This window comes from Ruegeria sp. ANG10 (genome assembly GCF_040705255.1).
In the GTDB taxonomy this organism is placed as follows: Bacteria; Pseudomonadota; Alphaproteobacteria; order Rhodobacterales; family Rhodobacteraceae; genus Ruegeria.
The window spans coordinates 172,443-186,569 of the sequence record NZ_JBFCVU010000008.1 but is presented as its reverse complement, the minus strand read 5'-3'; the positions used below and the strand labels follow the sequence as shown (position 1 = coordinate 186,569).

The 14,127-nt window shown below is 58.7% G+C and carries 14 protein-coding genes; 6 read left to right on the top strand and 8 right to left on the bottom strand.

The window, feature by feature from the left end:
• Positions 1 to 9 precede the first annotated feature (9 nt).
• The 3 genes from AB1A64_RS16795 to AB1A64_RS16785 all read left to right on the top strand — a co-directional run bounded on the left by AB1A64_RS16795 (position 10) and on the right by AB1A64_RS16785 (position 3,259).
• The gene (locus tag AB1A64_RS16795; protein ID WP_366552467.1) at positions 10 to 1,047 is read left to right on the top strand and encodes a glycosyltransferase family 4 protein; all 1,038 of its coding nucleotides are present in this window, start codon (positions 10 to 12) and stop codon (positions 1,045 to 1,047) included.
• A 110-nt stretch (positions 1,048 to 1,157) separates the two neighbouring features.
• On the top strand, positions 1,158 to 2,180 hold the full coding sequence (locus AB1A64_RS16790; protein WP_170591181.1) for an aspartate-semialdehyde dehydrogenase: 1,023 nt from the start codon (positions 1,158 to 1,160) through the stop codon (positions 2,178 to 2,180).
• A gap of 161 nt (positions 2,181 to 2,341) precedes the next feature.
• Complete coding sequence (locus AB1A64_RS16785; RefSeq protein WP_366552466.1) at positions 2,342 to 3,259, top strand: endonuclease/exonuclease/phosphatase family protein; 918 nt, start codon at positions 2,342 to 2,344, stop codon at positions 3,257 to 3,259.
• A 59-nt stretch (positions 3,260 to 3,318) separates the two neighbouring features.
• On the opposite strand, the gene AB1A64_RS16780 is transcribed toward AB1A64_RS16785, so the two are convergent.
• Positions 3,319 to 3,855: an SRPBCC family protein gene (locus AB1A64_RS16780; protein ID WP_366552465.1), complete on the bottom strand. Its 537-nt coding sequence runs from the start codon at positions 3,853 to 3,855 to the stop codon at positions 3,319 to 3,321.
• A gap of 162 nt (positions 3,856 to 4,017) precedes the next feature.
• The gene (locus tag AB1A64_RS16775) at positions 4,018 to 4,491 is read right to left on the bottom strand and encodes a phosphoribosyl-AMP cyclohydrolase (protein ID WP_366552464.1); all 474 of its coding nucleotides are present in this window, start codon (positions 4,489 to 4,491) and stop codon (positions 4,018 to 4,020) included.
• Between the two features lie 144 nt (positions 4,492 to 4,635).
• Here AB1A64_RS16775 and AB1A64_RS16770 point away from each other — a divergent pair, with 144 nt between their 5' ends.
• The 3 genes from AB1A64_RS16770 to AB1A64_RS16760 all read left to right on the top strand — a co-directional run bounded on the left by AB1A64_RS16770 (position 4,636) and on the right by AB1A64_RS16760 (position 7,205).
• Positions 4,636 to 5,025, top strand: a complete 390-nt coding sequence (locus AB1A64_RS16770; protein WP_170349845.1) for a hypothetical protein — start codon at positions 4,636 to 4,638, stop codon at positions 5,023 to 5,025.
• Positions 5,026 to 5,088: 63 nt separating this feature from the next.
• Positions 5,089 to 6,471, top strand: coding sequence for a leucyl aminopeptidase family protein (locus AB1A64_RS16765; RefSeq protein ID WP_366552463.1), 1,383 nt, complete (start codon positions 5,089 to 5,091; stop codon positions 6,469 to 6,471).
• Positions 6,468 to 7,205 carry an NlpC/P60 family protein gene (locus tag AB1A64_RS16760; protein ID WP_366552462.1) on the top strand — a complete coding sequence of 246 codons (738 nt, stop codon included), beginning with the start codon at positions 6,468 to 6,470 and terminating at the stop codon, positions 7,203 to 7,205. The genes AB1A64_RS16765 and AB1A64_RS16760 overlap by 4 nt, the downstream gene beginning before the upstream one ends.
• Here AB1A64_RS16760 and AB1A64_RS16755 read toward each other — a convergent pair.
• From AB1A64_RS16755 to AB1A64_RS16730, 6 genes are all read right to left on the bottom strand, one after another.
• The gene (locus tag AB1A64_RS16755; RefSeq protein ID WP_170349615.1) at positions 7,202 to 7,552 is read right to left on the bottom strand and encodes a DUF2794 domain-containing protein; all 351 of its coding nucleotides are present in this window, start codon (positions 7,550 to 7,552) and stop codon (positions 7,202 to 7,204) included. The genes AB1A64_RS16760 and AB1A64_RS16755 overlap by 4 nt on opposite strands.
• Positions 7,553 to 7,628: 76 nt before the next feature.
• Positions 7,629 to 9,293, bottom strand: a complete 1,665-nt coding sequence (locus AB1A64_RS16750) for an iron ABC transporter permease (protein WP_366552461.1) — start codon at positions 9,291 to 9,293, stop codon at positions 7,629 to 7,631.
• 121 nt (positions 9,294 to 9,414) lie between these two features.
• Positions 9,415 to 10,635 carry a phenylacetate--CoA ligase family protein gene (locus AB1A64_RS16745; protein WP_366552460.1) on the bottom strand — a complete coding sequence of 407 codons (1,221 nt, stop codon included), beginning with the start codon at positions 10,633 to 10,635 and terminating at the stop codon, positions 9,415 to 9,417.
• A 19-nt stretch (positions 10,636 to 10,654) separates the two neighbouring features.
• Entirely contained in the window at positions 10,655 to 11,488 is an 834-nt protein-coding gene (locus AB1A64_RS16740; protein ID WP_170349612.1) for an ABC transporter ATP-binding protein, read from the bottom strand.
• Between the two features lie 2 nt (positions 11,489 to 11,490).
• On the bottom strand, positions 11,491 to 12,720 hold the full coding sequence (locus AB1A64_RS16735; protein ID WP_366552459.1) for a patatin-like phospholipase family protein: 1,230 nt from the start codon (positions 12,718 to 12,720) through the stop codon (positions 11,491 to 11,493).
• Positions 12,721 to 12,784: 64 nt separating this feature from the next.
• Complete coding sequence (locus tag AB1A64_RS16730; RefSeq protein WP_366552458.1) at positions 12,785 to 14,068, bottom strand: ABC transporter substrate-binding protein; 1,284 nt, start codon at positions 14,066 to 14,068, stop codon at positions 12,785 to 12,787.
• Between the last annotated feature and the right edge of the window lie 59 nt (positions 14,069 to 14,127).

Here is a 14,127-nt window from a genome sequence, read left to right as displayed (position 1 = left end):
GAGAGCTCAATGCAGGATATCGAAGTTCTGGCGCCGAACCTGAAACATAGTCTTTCGGGTGTGACCACAACTGTTATCCGGCTGCTGCCCATTCAGGCAAAAATGATCAACATCCGCGCCACGGGGCCAGGGTTGCCGGACAATATTCCACATATTCCCCTTTGGAAGACTCTGTTTTTGCCCAACAAGGCCCCTATCGTCTGGCATGCGCGTCGCAACACCGAAATGCTGATGGGGCTGTTCCTAAGGTCCGTATTTCGCCGCAACTATAGAATGCTGTTCACGTCGGCCGCACAGCGCGATCATTCGGGATTTACCAAAAAACTGATCTCGAAAATGGATGCGCTGATTGCCACCACACCACAGGCGGCCTCATTCCTGCAACACCCGGCGAAGGTGATCATGCATGGCGTAGATACGCAGATCTTCCACCCGGCAAAGGATAAGGAAGCCCTGCGCGCCAAGCTGGGATTGCCCACGGGGACGTTGATCGGGTGTTTTGGGCGCATTCGGCCCCAAAAAGGGGTCGATCTGTTAGTGGATGCGGCGATAAAAGTGTTGCCCGCATTTTCTGATGCCAAAATCGTCTTTACCGGCAATGCCACGAAAGAGTTCGAAGCCTTCCAGCGCGAACAGGAAACCAAGCTGAAACAGGCCGGGCTGGCCGACCGTGTCCGGTTTCTGGGCGAACGCCCGTGGGAGGAAATCGCCGAAACCTATCGCGCACTGGATTTGTTCGTCGCCCCGGCCCGCCACGAAGGGTTCGGTCTGACCCCGCTTGAAGCGATGGCATCGGGCGTTCCGGCCATTGCCTGCCACGGTGTCGGTGCTTTTAGCGCACAGATTCAGGACGGTGTTACCGGTCGTCTGGTGGAAAAAGACAACGTTGGTGCGCTGGCCGAAGCCCTGCACGACCTGCTGAGCGACCCGGATAAGATGGCCGCCGCCGGAACCGCCGCCCGCCAGCATATCGAACAGAATTTTCGAATCGAAGGCGAGGCAGAAGAGATCGTCAACGTATACCGATCCCTGTTAGCGCAAGACTGAGGCGGGAAACGCCTCAAATCGCCGTCATCCTCGGAATAATAGCGCGATTCCTCTTTTTTCTTTGCTGCAACGCGGCTATGAACGCGCGTCCTTAACTTTGGAGACATAAAATGGGCTATCGCGTCGTAGTCGTCGGCGCCACGGGTAACGTGGGCCGCGAAATGCTGAACATCCTGGCGGAACGCCAGTTCCCTGTCGATGAACTTGCCGCCCTGGCAAGCCGTCGTTCGCTGGGGACTGAGGTGACTTTTGGCGACAAGACCCTCACGACCAAAGACCTGGACACATTCGATTTCACCGGTTGGGACATGGCACTTTTTGCCGTGGGGTCCGAGGCCACCAAGGTTTACGCCCCCAAGGCGGCCGCGGCTGGCTGCGTGGTGATCGATAACTCGTCGCTCTATCGCTATGACCCGGACATTCCGCTGATCGTGCCGGAATGTAACCCGCAGGCGATCCACGACTATAAGAACAAGAACATCATCGCCAACCCCAACTGCTCGACCGCGCAGATGGTTGTCGCGCTGAAGCCGCTGCATGACCGCGCCAAGATCAAGCGCGTTGTCGTGTCGACCTATCAATCAGTTTCGGGTGCTGGCAAAGAGGGGATGGACGAGCTGTGGGATCAGACCAAAGCCATCTACAACCCCACCACCGAGGTTGAACCGAAGAAGTTCCAGAAACAGATCGCCTTCAATGTCATTCCGCAGATCGACGTCTTCATGGAAGACGGCTCGACCAAGGAAGAGTGGAAGATGGTGGTCGAGACCAAAAAAATCGTCGACCCGTCGATCAAGGTCACTGCAACCTGCGTCCGCGTGCCGGTATTCGTTGGCCATTCTGAGGCCGTGAACATCGAATTCGAAGAGTTCCTGGACGAAGACGAAGCCCGCGACATCCTGCGCGAGGCACCGGGCATCATGGTGATCGACAAGCGCGAAGCCGGCGGCTACGTCTCGCCGATCGAATGCGCAGGCGATTTCGCCACCTTCATCAGCCGCATCCGTCAGGATTCGACGATCGAAAACGGCCTGAACCTGTGGTGCGTGTCCGACAACCTGCGCAAGGGCGCGGCCCTGAACGCAGTGCAAATCGCCGAACTGCTAGGCCGCGAAGTCCTGAAAAAGGGCTGATAAACCTATCGAATGTGCCATGTTGGATGACGTGGCACATTCCACCTCTGCCTGTTGACAAAGACAGGCTGGCTTGTCACCAAAATGACGCGCTTTGACAGCGGGACATGTGACACAGCAAACCACATGCATTGCCCCGCACAAAGCGACAGAGGCAGAGCATGCGAATTTTGACCAAGCACAGGATTGTACGAAACCTGATCATAGGCTGCGCAAGTATGCTGATGGGTCTGGTCATTATTGGCTTTACCGGCCCCGTCATTGCAGCTGGGGATTCGTTCGCCCTGCTTCGCCCTCTGGCTGGTGTTCTGCTTTTACCGTGCGCCGTTATTTTTCTGTGCATGGGCGCGCGCTACTTCGCCTTGAGCGCGATAGCCGTTGCCATCCTCGCGATTGGGTCAATCGCAACCAGCTATGCAGCGCCCTCAGGTGATTGCAATGGCGCTTGCCTGACGTTGTATCAAAAGAACCTCATGAGCCAGGCCTGGCCACGCTATCCGTTGGCCGATGACATCATAGAGTCCAATGCCGAAATCGTGACCTTGCAGGAAGTGTCCAGTCACAATCGCAAGTTCATGAGCAACATGTTCGAACATTACCCGGCAAAAACGATCTGTGAATTTCGCCCCGAACAAAACGTCGCCATCCTGACCACATTGCCAATTGTCGAAGGTTCCGAGTTTTGCCTGGAAGGTTATGGGCTTGTCGGGGTTCAGGTCAAAGCCCCCGGCGGCGGTCTGGTTTGGGTTGTATCCGTACACCTGAACTGGCCGTTTCCTTACGACCAATCCAAACAAAGCCAAGTGATTGCTGACCGCATTAGGGAACTCGACGGGCCGGTTCTGATTGCCGGAGATTTCAATATGGTGCCCTGGGGCCAAAGCGTTCAGCGGATCGCAGCGGCAGCAGACAATCAAAGCTTTGGAACTATCTTGAACACTCATAACCTTGGCAGCTGGCAGATACCCTTGCCAATCGACAACCTGTTGTTCCCGAAAGGAACAACGGGAACGGTTGAGCTGCGCCCCTTCATGGGCTCCGACCACCTTGGAAAGCTCGCCCGAATTCAATTTGAATAATCTGCTCGGCCGTTGCGCTGGACTGCACTCGCCAAGACCTGTGGCGCAAAAAAATCGGCTTAGGTCTGCCCTTCGACCAGCGCCTTTAGATTGCTCAGCCCCTGTTCGTAATCGCCGCCGACCCACTTATCCATCATCAGCCCCATCCAGCGCGCCATCGGGTTCATCCCAAGATCGGATTCAAACCCCCAAGTCACCTGAGTCTGATCGCCTTCGGGCGTCAGCTCAAACAACGCCAGCGCCGTGCCCATCGATCCAAAATCCAGCGCGGTTCTTACGGTCTGATCCGGAACGCTTTCGATGATTTCCTGCGTGCCGCTGCCAACCTGTGGATGCTCGGAACTCCAACTCAGGGTGTTGCCCACCCCGGCTTCGGGTCCGCTATAGGACAGTTGCGTTTCCGGGTCCCGCGCCAGCCAGGGCGACCATTTCTCGGTCTCTTGCATGGAATTCACATAAGGAAAGATGGCGCTGGCCGGAGCATCGATGGTGATGCTGCGCGACACGATCGCCTTGCCGGGCAGCAAGTACGAAACACCGACCAACAGCAAAACAAGAAAAATCAGCAAAAGAAAAATACGTTTGATGACTCGCATGATGCGTCCTCCGATCCAAATACGGATCAGATCACTATACTCAAAAAGGGCGCAGAATCAGAGGCCTGATCCCCCGCCCTTTGATCTTACGAATGTATGGCGCCGGTCAGTCAGCGCCCAATATCCGACGGGTCACATCCCAGCAACCTGCCTTCGCTTGTATCAAGGCTGGTAAGGCAAAGAGGAGTGATGCAACACAATCCGCAACACGCCGTCAGCGTCTTTCTTGTAGCCAAAGCTCTTGTCGACCTGCGTGACATTGCCGTCCTTGTCCGTCAGCTTGATCATGCCCATCCACATCCCGACGTCGCCCTCGACAAACGAGGCAGCGGTTGCGCTTTCCATCGCGCGCCAACCCTTGATTCCAAACCCGCCATCCAGCGGATACTCGGCGTCATGGCCCACAAAATAGGCCAGCGCACCATGGCGCGTCGGGCGAAAGGTTTGGTCCCCGGATGCCATGGTCGGCTTAAAAAGAACCGGTCCCAAATTGTAACCATAAGCCGCGTCAAGAACATCTTCGGCAACCGGGCGCGCCGCGTCGATACCGCCCTCTTCATAGGCTTTTGAGATGGCGATCAGCCCATCACCCCAGGCATTGCGGGCAGCGGTCAGTTCATCGGTGGTAATCGGCATGTTCATGTCCCTGATATGTTCGCTGGTGGGTCGTCTACCCTGAATTCGAAAAAAATTCGAGCCATTATCCTGTGGCAGCGCAAGGTTTTGCAAAGGAATTCACGATCAAAGTCAGCCTATGCCGTGGGGGCGTAAAATATTGGGGTGAATGTGGTGGATAAAATACTCACGCTTGAACACAAGGAAACCGTTCGTCTGGATCAGGACCGATTGAATGGATTGTACCGGCAATTGGGCGACAAGAACGCGCTGGACGTGTTGTGCCGGACTGTCGAGGAACTGGCCGTGCGCCTGTCGAACTGCGAACGGTTCTGGCGGCAACGCGATTGGGCCGGGTTGCGCAAATGCGCGCGGTCGCTGGTGGCGATCGCCGAACAGATCGGCATGGTCGCACTGGCCCGCGTCGCCGGGGATGTGGCGCAGTCCGTGGATGCGGGGGATGCCGTTGCCACCGGCGCCACCCTGTCGCGGCTGATCCGAGTCGGTGAAAACTCGCTGACGGTGATCTGGGATCAGCAGGATCTTTCGGTCTGACGGGGCTTGCGGACGGGCCGTGGGCGGCTAGGCTGGGCGCAAATCGAACAAGCCGAGAATTCCATGACACTGTCCTTCGCTTCCTCTTCTGATCCATCGCTTCCGCTGCATGTCATCGCACAACCCGATCTAGAAGGCTGGCTGAGCGATCAGCCAGACCATATTGCAACCTGGGTCAGGGCCAGCGGGTTCACCGGTGCGCTGGGTCAGGCAGTGCTCATTCCCGGGCCGGAAGGCAAACCTGAATTTGCGCTGGGGGGATATGGCAAAGCAACAGGTCGGGCGCGCAAGCGCTTTCCGCTGGCCGCCGTGGCCGAAACCCTGCCCGAAGGCACCTATCACATTGCTGCGGGCCTCCCGTCCGAGGCGTTAGCCACTGAATGTCTGGGCTGGTTGCTGACCGGCTATGCGTTTGACCGCTATGCCAAGCAATCTCCGGCAAAGGCTCGGCTGACCGCGCCCGAGGGTGTCGACGCCACATTGATCGAGGTCCTGGCGCAGGCCGAGGCCCTGACCCGCGATCTGGTCAACACTCCCACCGCGGATATGGGTCCGGATCAATTGCAAGTTGCCGCCGAGGCGCTGGCGCAGGAATTCGAGGCTTCGTGCGACGTGATCCGCGGCGCGGCGCTACTGGACCAGAACTTTCCGATGATCCACGCCGTTGGCCGGGCATCCGCGCAGGATCCTCGGCTGATCGAGATGAACTGGGGCAGTGCCGGCCCCAAACTGACATTGGTCGGCAAGGGCGTCTGTTTTGACACTGGTGGGTTGAACCTGAAACCCGGCAACTCGATGGGCTTGATGAAAAAGGACATGGGCGGATCGGCCAATGTGCTGGGCCTGGCCCGGATGATTATGGCGTTGAACCTTCCGCTGCAACTGCGGGTGTTGATCCCGGCGGTTGAGAATTCGGTGGCCGGAGACGCCTTTCGCCCCGGTGATATCCTGACCTCACGAAAGGGTCTGACAGTTGAGATCAACAATACCGACGCCGAGGGGCGGCTGGTGCTGGCCGATGCGCTGACGCTGGCAGATGAGGAGGAGCCGGATCTGGTAATCTCGATGGCCACGCTGACGGGTGCCGCGCGCGTGGCTGTTGGCCCCGATCTGGCGCCGTTTTACACCGATGACGACGGTGCTGCCGATGCTTTGGCACAGGCAGGCAGGCAGGCCGCTGATCCGGTTTGGCGGATGCCGTTCCATGAACCCTATGAGGCAATGATCGAACCCGGCATCGCCGATCTGGACAATGCGCCTCCGGGTGGGTTTGCGGGCTCGATCACTGCCGCGCTGTTTCTGCGCCGGTTTGTGGGCAATAGTCGTTATATGCACTTCGACATCTACTCGTGGCAGCCCAGCAAGGTCCCGGGCCGCAGCAAAGGCGGCCTCGGCCAAGGTCCGCGTGCCATATTGACCGCCCTACCCGAGATTCTGGGCCTATGACCCAACAGCGCATCATAACCCCCGTAGCTGACCTGTTACGCCGCCCGGATGGTCCGCGGGACCGGCAGCTTTTATTCGGGGACGCCGTAACCGTCCTTGAAACGCAACGGGGTTGGGGCCGGATCACCGCCGACAAGGACAGTTACCCGGGCTGGGTAAACTTGGACCAGTTGGGGGCACCGGTGCCCGATACGCATTGGGTCACCGCCCCTGCGACCCACGCCTATGCGCAGCCAGATATGAAAAGCCCCGACCGGGTCTCGTTGAGTTTCGGTAGCAGGGTTCAGGTTCTTTCGGAAAATGGCCGGTTTCTAGAAACTGAGCTGGGATTCATCCCCGCCGTTCATGCCAAGCGCAACGCCATCCACCTGACCGATCCGGTTTCCGTGGCCGAACTGTTTCTGGGCACACCCTATCTTTGGGGCGGCAACAGCCGGTTCGGGCTGGATTGCTCGGGTCTGGTGCAGGCTGGGCTATTGGCCTGCGGCACGCCCTGTCCTGGCGATAGCGGCGATCAAGAGCGTGAATTGGGCGAAGCCCTGCCCGCTGGGACGGAACCGAAACGCGGCGATCTGCTGTTTTGGAAGGGTCACGTCGCCTGGGTCTATGGCGACAACATGCTGCTGCATGCCAATGCCTATCACATGGATGTGACGTTCGAGCCGATGGATCAGGCTATCACGCGTATTCTGGAACAGGGTGATGGGCCAGTGACCGCCCACAAACGGCTCTAATCAAGGTCGACCGAGCGAATCAGCTTGCGTTCCAACACCCTTAGAACCGTGCGCAAATCCTGGCCGCGTTTCAGAATGCGGCCATCCATGCCAACCACCGAATACATCCCCTGCCTTTGCCGCAGACGTGGATGTTTCTCGACCCGGTAAATCGGATGTTCTGCCGTTCGCCGAAAGATGGAAAACACCGCCATGTCGCGCAAGTTGGAAATTCCGTAATCGCGCCATTCTCCGGCGGCGACCATCCGGCCATAGACGGATAGAATATGGGACATCTCGTGCCGGTTAAACGCGACGGGCATCTGGGCCGAGTTTGCAGAAAACCGGCTGGGAGGCTGCATGTTCATACCCCAAGCCTTGCCGGAAATTGCGTTTGAATCAAGCCCAAGCACAACAGGATGTGATTTTTTGGTTCGCCCTGTGCTAGCGCCGCCCGACCTGACGGCAGATCAGAATCACCGGCAACAGCCCCACCGCAAGGATCACCAACGAGGGCACGGCGGCGCCCTCCAACCGCTCATCCGAGGCCAACCGATACGCCTGCACCGCCAACGTATCAAAGTTGAAGGGCCGCATGATTAGGGTGGCAGGCAGCTCTTTCATCACGTCGACAAAGACGATCAGCAGCGCCGTGAGCAGCGAGGGCGTCAGGATCGGCAAATGCACTCGCCTCAGCGTTCCCAACGGGGTCTGGCCCAGCGACCGTGCGGCGGCGTCCATGTTGACATGCACCGTGCTTTGGCCACCCTCATAAGCGCTGAGCGCAGCGGCCAGAAAACGCACCATATAGGCCGCGATCAGCAACCAAATTGACCCGGTGACCAACAGCCCGGTCGAGATATCGAAAGTCTCGCGCATCCACGCATCCAGCGCGTTGTCGAAACTGGCAAATGGCACCAAAAGACCCACTGCGATCACACCGCCCGGCACCGCATAGCCCAGCCGCGCGACATAACCCGCCGTGGCCGACGCTTTGCCCGGGCGCAGCCGCTGAAAGAATCCGATGCAGATCGCCGCAAAAACGGTAATCACGGCGGCCGTGCCCGCCAGTATCAACGAGTTTTGGATGAATCCGATATAGCGCCGCGACAGCAGGTTCTGCTCCGATTCAAGCCCCATCTGCACCAGAATGAACACCGGCAGCAAGAAACCCAGCAACACCGGAATAAGGCAAAGCGTGAATCCCGCGACAGCTTGCCATCCCTTCAAGGGCGCAGCGGGCATCGGCGCGTGACTTTTGCCCGCCTGATAGTATTTTGCCTTGCCCCGCCGGGTGCGTTCGATCACGGCCAACAGCAAGGCAAAACCCAGCAGGCACATGGCCAGCTGCGCCGCGGCGGCGCGATCGCCGATCGAAAACCAGCTGGTATAGATACCGGTGGCAAAGGTCTGGACGCCAAAATAAGCCACGGTGCCGAAATCGGCGATGGTCTCCATGATCGCCAGCAGGACGCCGCCAGCAATTGCCGGGCGCGCCATCGGCAGGGACACATGCCAGAACGCCAGCCACGGGCTTTTGCCCAGCGCTCGTGCGGCCAGAAACGCGGTCGAGCTTTGTTGTAGAAAGGCGGCGCGGGCCAGCAGATAGACATAAGGATACAGCACCAGGATCAGCATCACCGCCGCCCCCCCGGTCGAGCGAATCTCGGGGAACCAATAGTCGCGTGGACCCCAGCCGGTCACCTCGCGCAGGGTGGTCTGTACGATACCGGGGTGATCCAGAATGAACGTGTAAGCATAGGCCAGAACATAAGCCGGAAAGGCCAGCGGCAGGACCAGAGCGATCTCAAGAAAGCGAACACCAGGAAAGCGGGTCATCGTCACCAACCAGGCCGCGCCTACTCCGATGGACAGGGTCCCGAGGGCGACCAGAACCACCAAAATCAACGTCGTCAGCGCGTACCCAGGCAGCACCGTATCCAACAGGTGTGAGATCGTTTCCGTCCCACCCGTTACCGCCGCAAGCACAACCGCAATCATTGGCAGCAGACAGGCTGCTGCCACCAGATAGGCCACCACGGCCACAAACCGGGTGCCAAACACGCCCCGATTGCGCGTTCCGTGTTCTGAGTATTCGATTTCAGCCATGTTTCCGGTGCTACAGGCAATAAGGCGCAGGTTTCGCCTTTAATCGACTAAAATGCTAAGAAACACCAGTGTGCAGAGGAACAATTCTGCGGCACAAACTGCCGCAGAACCCTTTGTTGGACTATTCGTAAACGCGCTGATCCTCGATCACCAACCCGTCCTTGGGCAGCGAACCAGGGGCCACAACCTCGATCGCGCCTTTCAGTTTCAGCACCTCAATTACGGATTTGGCATAGGTCACATCATCGTCACGCGGGCTTTCGATCTGAACGGTCATCGTGTCCATTTCCCCCTGCCGCGCAGCGATGACACGGGCTTTGACGATCTCATCATGCTTGTCGACCAGCGCGGCCACCTGTTCAGGGCGCACGAACATGCCCTTGATCTTGGTGGTCTGATCGGCCCGTCCCATCCAACCTTTGATCCGCAGGTTGGTGCGGCCACAAGGCGATTGTCCGGGCATGATCGCGGACATATCACCAGTGGCAAACCGGATCAGCGGATAATCTGGGTTTAACGAGGTCACGACGACCTCACCCACCTCACCCGTCGCAACCGGGGTGCCGGTGCCGGGCGTGACGATTTCGACAATCACATGCTCGTCGATGATCATCCCCTCCATCGCGTGGCTTTCATAGGCGATATTGCCCAGATCGGCGGTAGCATAACATTGCAGACAGGAAATACCCCGGTCGGCATAGTCCTGACGCAGCGATGGGAACAGCGCGCCGCCACCCACCACGGCAGAGGAAAAGTTCAGCTTCACACCCATCTCATCCGCTTTGCCCAGAATGACCTTCAGGTAATCCGGAGTACCCGCATAAGACGTACACCCCACATCCCGCGCTGCGGTGACCTGCAACTCGGTCTGGCCGGTACCGGCGGGCAGCACGGCGGCCCCAACAGCCCGCGCACCACTTTCGAAAATCATCCCCGCTGGCGTCAGGTGATAGCCAAAACAGTTATGGACGATATCGCCGGGTCCTACGCCTGCCGCATGCAGGAAACGGCCCATGCGCCACCAGTCTGGATCGGTGCTGCCGGGTTCATAAATCGGGCCCGGGGATTGGAAAACATGGTGAAAATGTCGCGCCGGGGTAACCGTGAACCCGCCGAATGGTGGGCGTGCCGCCTGGGCCTGCGCCAGATCGGATTTGCGCAGCACCGGCAAATTCACCAGGTCCTCGGCCGAGACAACGGCATTGCAATCAACCCCTGCCAGATGCGCCGCAAAACCGGGCGCGGACAACGCCCGCTGAATTTGAACACGCAGCGCCTGCGCCTGATCGGCAGCGCGCTCGTCGGCTGAACGGGTCTCGAGCGCGTCGTAGTGGTTCGTCATGACCAGATCCTCCATCCGCTTACAGCCACCTTTTGCGGCGGCGGTATGAGCGCACGTCACGAAAGCTTTTGCGCCCCTCGTCAGACATGCCCAGGTAAAACTCTTTCACATCGGGGTTTTCGCGCAGGTCTGCCGCTGGGCCGTCCATCACCACGCGACCCGATTCCAGAATGTAACCGTAATGTGCAAACCGCAGCGCCACATTGGTGTTTTGCTCGGCCAGCAGGAAGGACACGCCCTCTTTCTCGTTCAAATCCTTGACGATGCCGAAAATCTCTTCGACCAGCTGCGGCGCAAGACCCATCGAGGGCTCATCCAGCAGGATCGTTTCCGGCCGCGACATCAGCGCCCGACCCATCGCCACCATCTGCTGTTCCCCGCCCGAGGTATAGCCCGCCTGCGAGCGACGCCGTTCGGCGAGGCGCGGGAAATAGGAATACACAAGTTCAAGATCCTGCTGGATCGCCGCGTTGCCATCCTTGCGAGTATAGGCCCCGGTCAGCAGATTTTCCTCGACCGTCAGGTGTTCAAAGCAATGGCGGCCTTCCATCACCTGAATGACGCCTTTTTCCACCAGATCGGCCGGGTCGCTTTCATGCACGCTGGTGCCGCGATATGTGATCGTACCCTTGGTGACTTCGCCCCGCTCCGATTGCAGCAGATTCGACACCGCCTTGAGCGTCGTGGTCTTGCCCGCCCCGTTGCCACCCAGCAGCGCAGTGATCCCGCCCTTGGGCACGGTCAGGCTGACGCCCTTCAGCACGAGGATGACGTGGTTGTAGATCACCTCGATATTGTTGACCTCCAACAGGGTTTCGGCCTGTACATCGGTGGTTTGTGCCGCATCCAGCATCGTCAACTCCCGTAGATTTCGTTGATCTTGCGCTCCAACTCAGCCGCGGTCAGCCACGGGATGGGTTGAGAGCTGGTCATGTTCTTGCCCGCATTGAACAAGGCCCCGGTGATACATTCGTCAAACAGCGGTTCGGGGTTCTTGCAATTGAGCGCGGGCAGTTCTGGCGCAACCAAAGCCTTGAAGGTCCAAGAGGGGTTCTGTTTCACAACGCGAAGTGTTCGGTCGATCGACTCGCGAAATCCCTGATCGGTGACCAGTTGGAAATTCCGGCCTGCCAGCGCGAGGATACCGGGTCCTGGGTCCTTTTCCGGGACAACCAGATCACCGTTCACCAGCAAAGTTACCCGGACGTCAAATTGTTGTCCTGTGCGCTGCGTAGCTATTTGCTGACCCTTGGCCAGGCCTTCCAGAAACACGTGTTGGCGCACACCTGCATCGGCGTATAGATCCCCATTGATCTTGCGAGGCGGGAACAGAACCGGAATGGCCGAGCTGGCCAGAACCGCCTCGGACACGCAGTCCTCTTTTGTCGCGAAATCGTCAGGGGTAGTCGCCAGATACTGGCCGATATCCATGATGTCGAACCGCCCGGTTTTTAGATTGACCGCACCGACCACGACGCTGTTGACCTCTTGCCCGGATTTACCCGGATCGGCCCGCTCGGCAATACGATCCAGCAGAGGTTCGTCAATTTCACTTTCGACCAGCCGTTTCAGTTTTTTGGTGCTGAAGACAGAGCTGGCCAAAGGAATCGGTGGCACGATTTGCAGCGACAGCACATCGTTCAAATTGATCCTGGTATTGGATTTCAGGCGCGCATCGAACGCCGATCCCGCAAAGGCCAGAGGGGTAATCAACGCCCCGGCACTGGCCCCGGTCACGACGTTGAAGTCTGGCCTGCCGTTTTCTGTCCAGCCGGTCAGAACGCCTGATGAGAAGGCGCCATATTGCCCACCGGTCGTCATAGCCAGAATTTCCACGGGAATGCCCCGCCCGCCGCGGTCAAGGTTTGCTCGCTGCGTGGCCTGACCTTCGAACACCCGGGCAAACAGATCCGCAGTCGCATCCACATTCGGTGCTGAGCTGCGCCCGACCACGGATTTCGCCGGAACAAAATCTCGGACAAGCCCGGTACAGGTTGGCCCGTCGATCTCGGGCGCGCTGCACGCAGCAAGCCCAAGTACCGTACCCAGCACTATCCCTGTTCTTATCCGGAGAAACTCCAGCATCACCGCGTGTCCTTGTTTGGGGGTCGGGGCGGCAGATCACCGCCGCCCCTGTTGTTGTTGCGCTTTAGTTGCAGCGCCCTTCGAGGTTGTTTTCAGACGCGTAAGCTGCGGAATCTTCGTCGATGAGCGCTCCGATCACGTCACCATCTGTTGGTTTGAAGTCCGAAATCAGCGACCAGGTCTTGTTCGCCGCGTCCCACTGCGTCACACCAACCAGAGCGTCGCCGCCGTGGTTTTCGCACGAGACCGAGAAGGTCGGGCCAAAGTTCGGCAGGCCCAGCTCGGCCATTTTCTCTTCGGTCATTTCAAGCGCTTCCATACCGTCGCGCATGTCGGCCGGAGTGATTTCGGCATTGCCCGAAAGCTCTTGTGCTTTCTTGATGGCTTCGGCAGCTAGCACCGCAGCGTAAAGGCCACGGTTATACAGAACCGTCCCAACCTGATCGCCTGCGCCGGCAGCCTTGCCTGAATCGACCACATATTGTTGCAGGTCAGCAAAGACCGGGAAATCCGTGCCCACATTGTGGAAGGTCAGCGCCTTGTAGCCATTCGCGGCCTCACCCGCAGGCACAACGTCATTTTCCGAGCCGGACCACCAGATACCGATGAAATTCTCCATCGGGAAGCGAATGTTCGCGGCTTCCTGTACCGCAACCTGGTTCATGACGCCCCAGCCCCACATCAGGACATAGTCAGGACGGTCGCGGCGGATCTGCAGCCATTGCGACTTCTGCTCTTGACCGGGGTGATCGACCGGCAGGGCCGCCAGCTCAAAGCCGTGCTTCTTGGACAGTTCTTCCAGCGTGCGGATCGGCTCCTTGCCGTAGGCGGAATTGTGGTAGACCAGCGCGATTTTCTTGCCGCTCAGATCGCCACCGTTTTCTTCCAGCAAATAGTTGATCGCACCCGAGGCCCCGTCCCAATAGTTGGCCGGATAGTTGAACGTATGGCTGAAAACGTCGCCATTCTTAGCCGAAGTCCGGCCATATCCCATCGTGTGCAGCGGGATATTGTCCGCGGTCACTTTTGGGATCAGCTGATAGGTGATGCCCGTCGACAGCGGTTGATACACCAACGCGCCTTCGCCCTTGGTGGACTCGTAGCACTCAACCCCTTTTTCGGTGTTGTAGCCGGTTTCGCATTCGACCACGCGGATCGGCACACCGCCAATGCCGCCGTCGCGTTCGTTCAACAGGGTGAAATAGTCGTTATACCCGTCCGAAAACGGAATGCCGCCAGCTGCATAAGGCCCGGTCCGGTAGCTGAGATCAGGGATTACCAAATCCGCCAGAGCCGGTCCTGCGGCCATCAGGGCGCCAAGCGCCGCGGTTGCCAGTGTCAATTTCATCGGGTGTCTCCTCCCTTGGTTGGTCCGATGTTGGGGTCGGGCTTTGCACCCGTTATCTG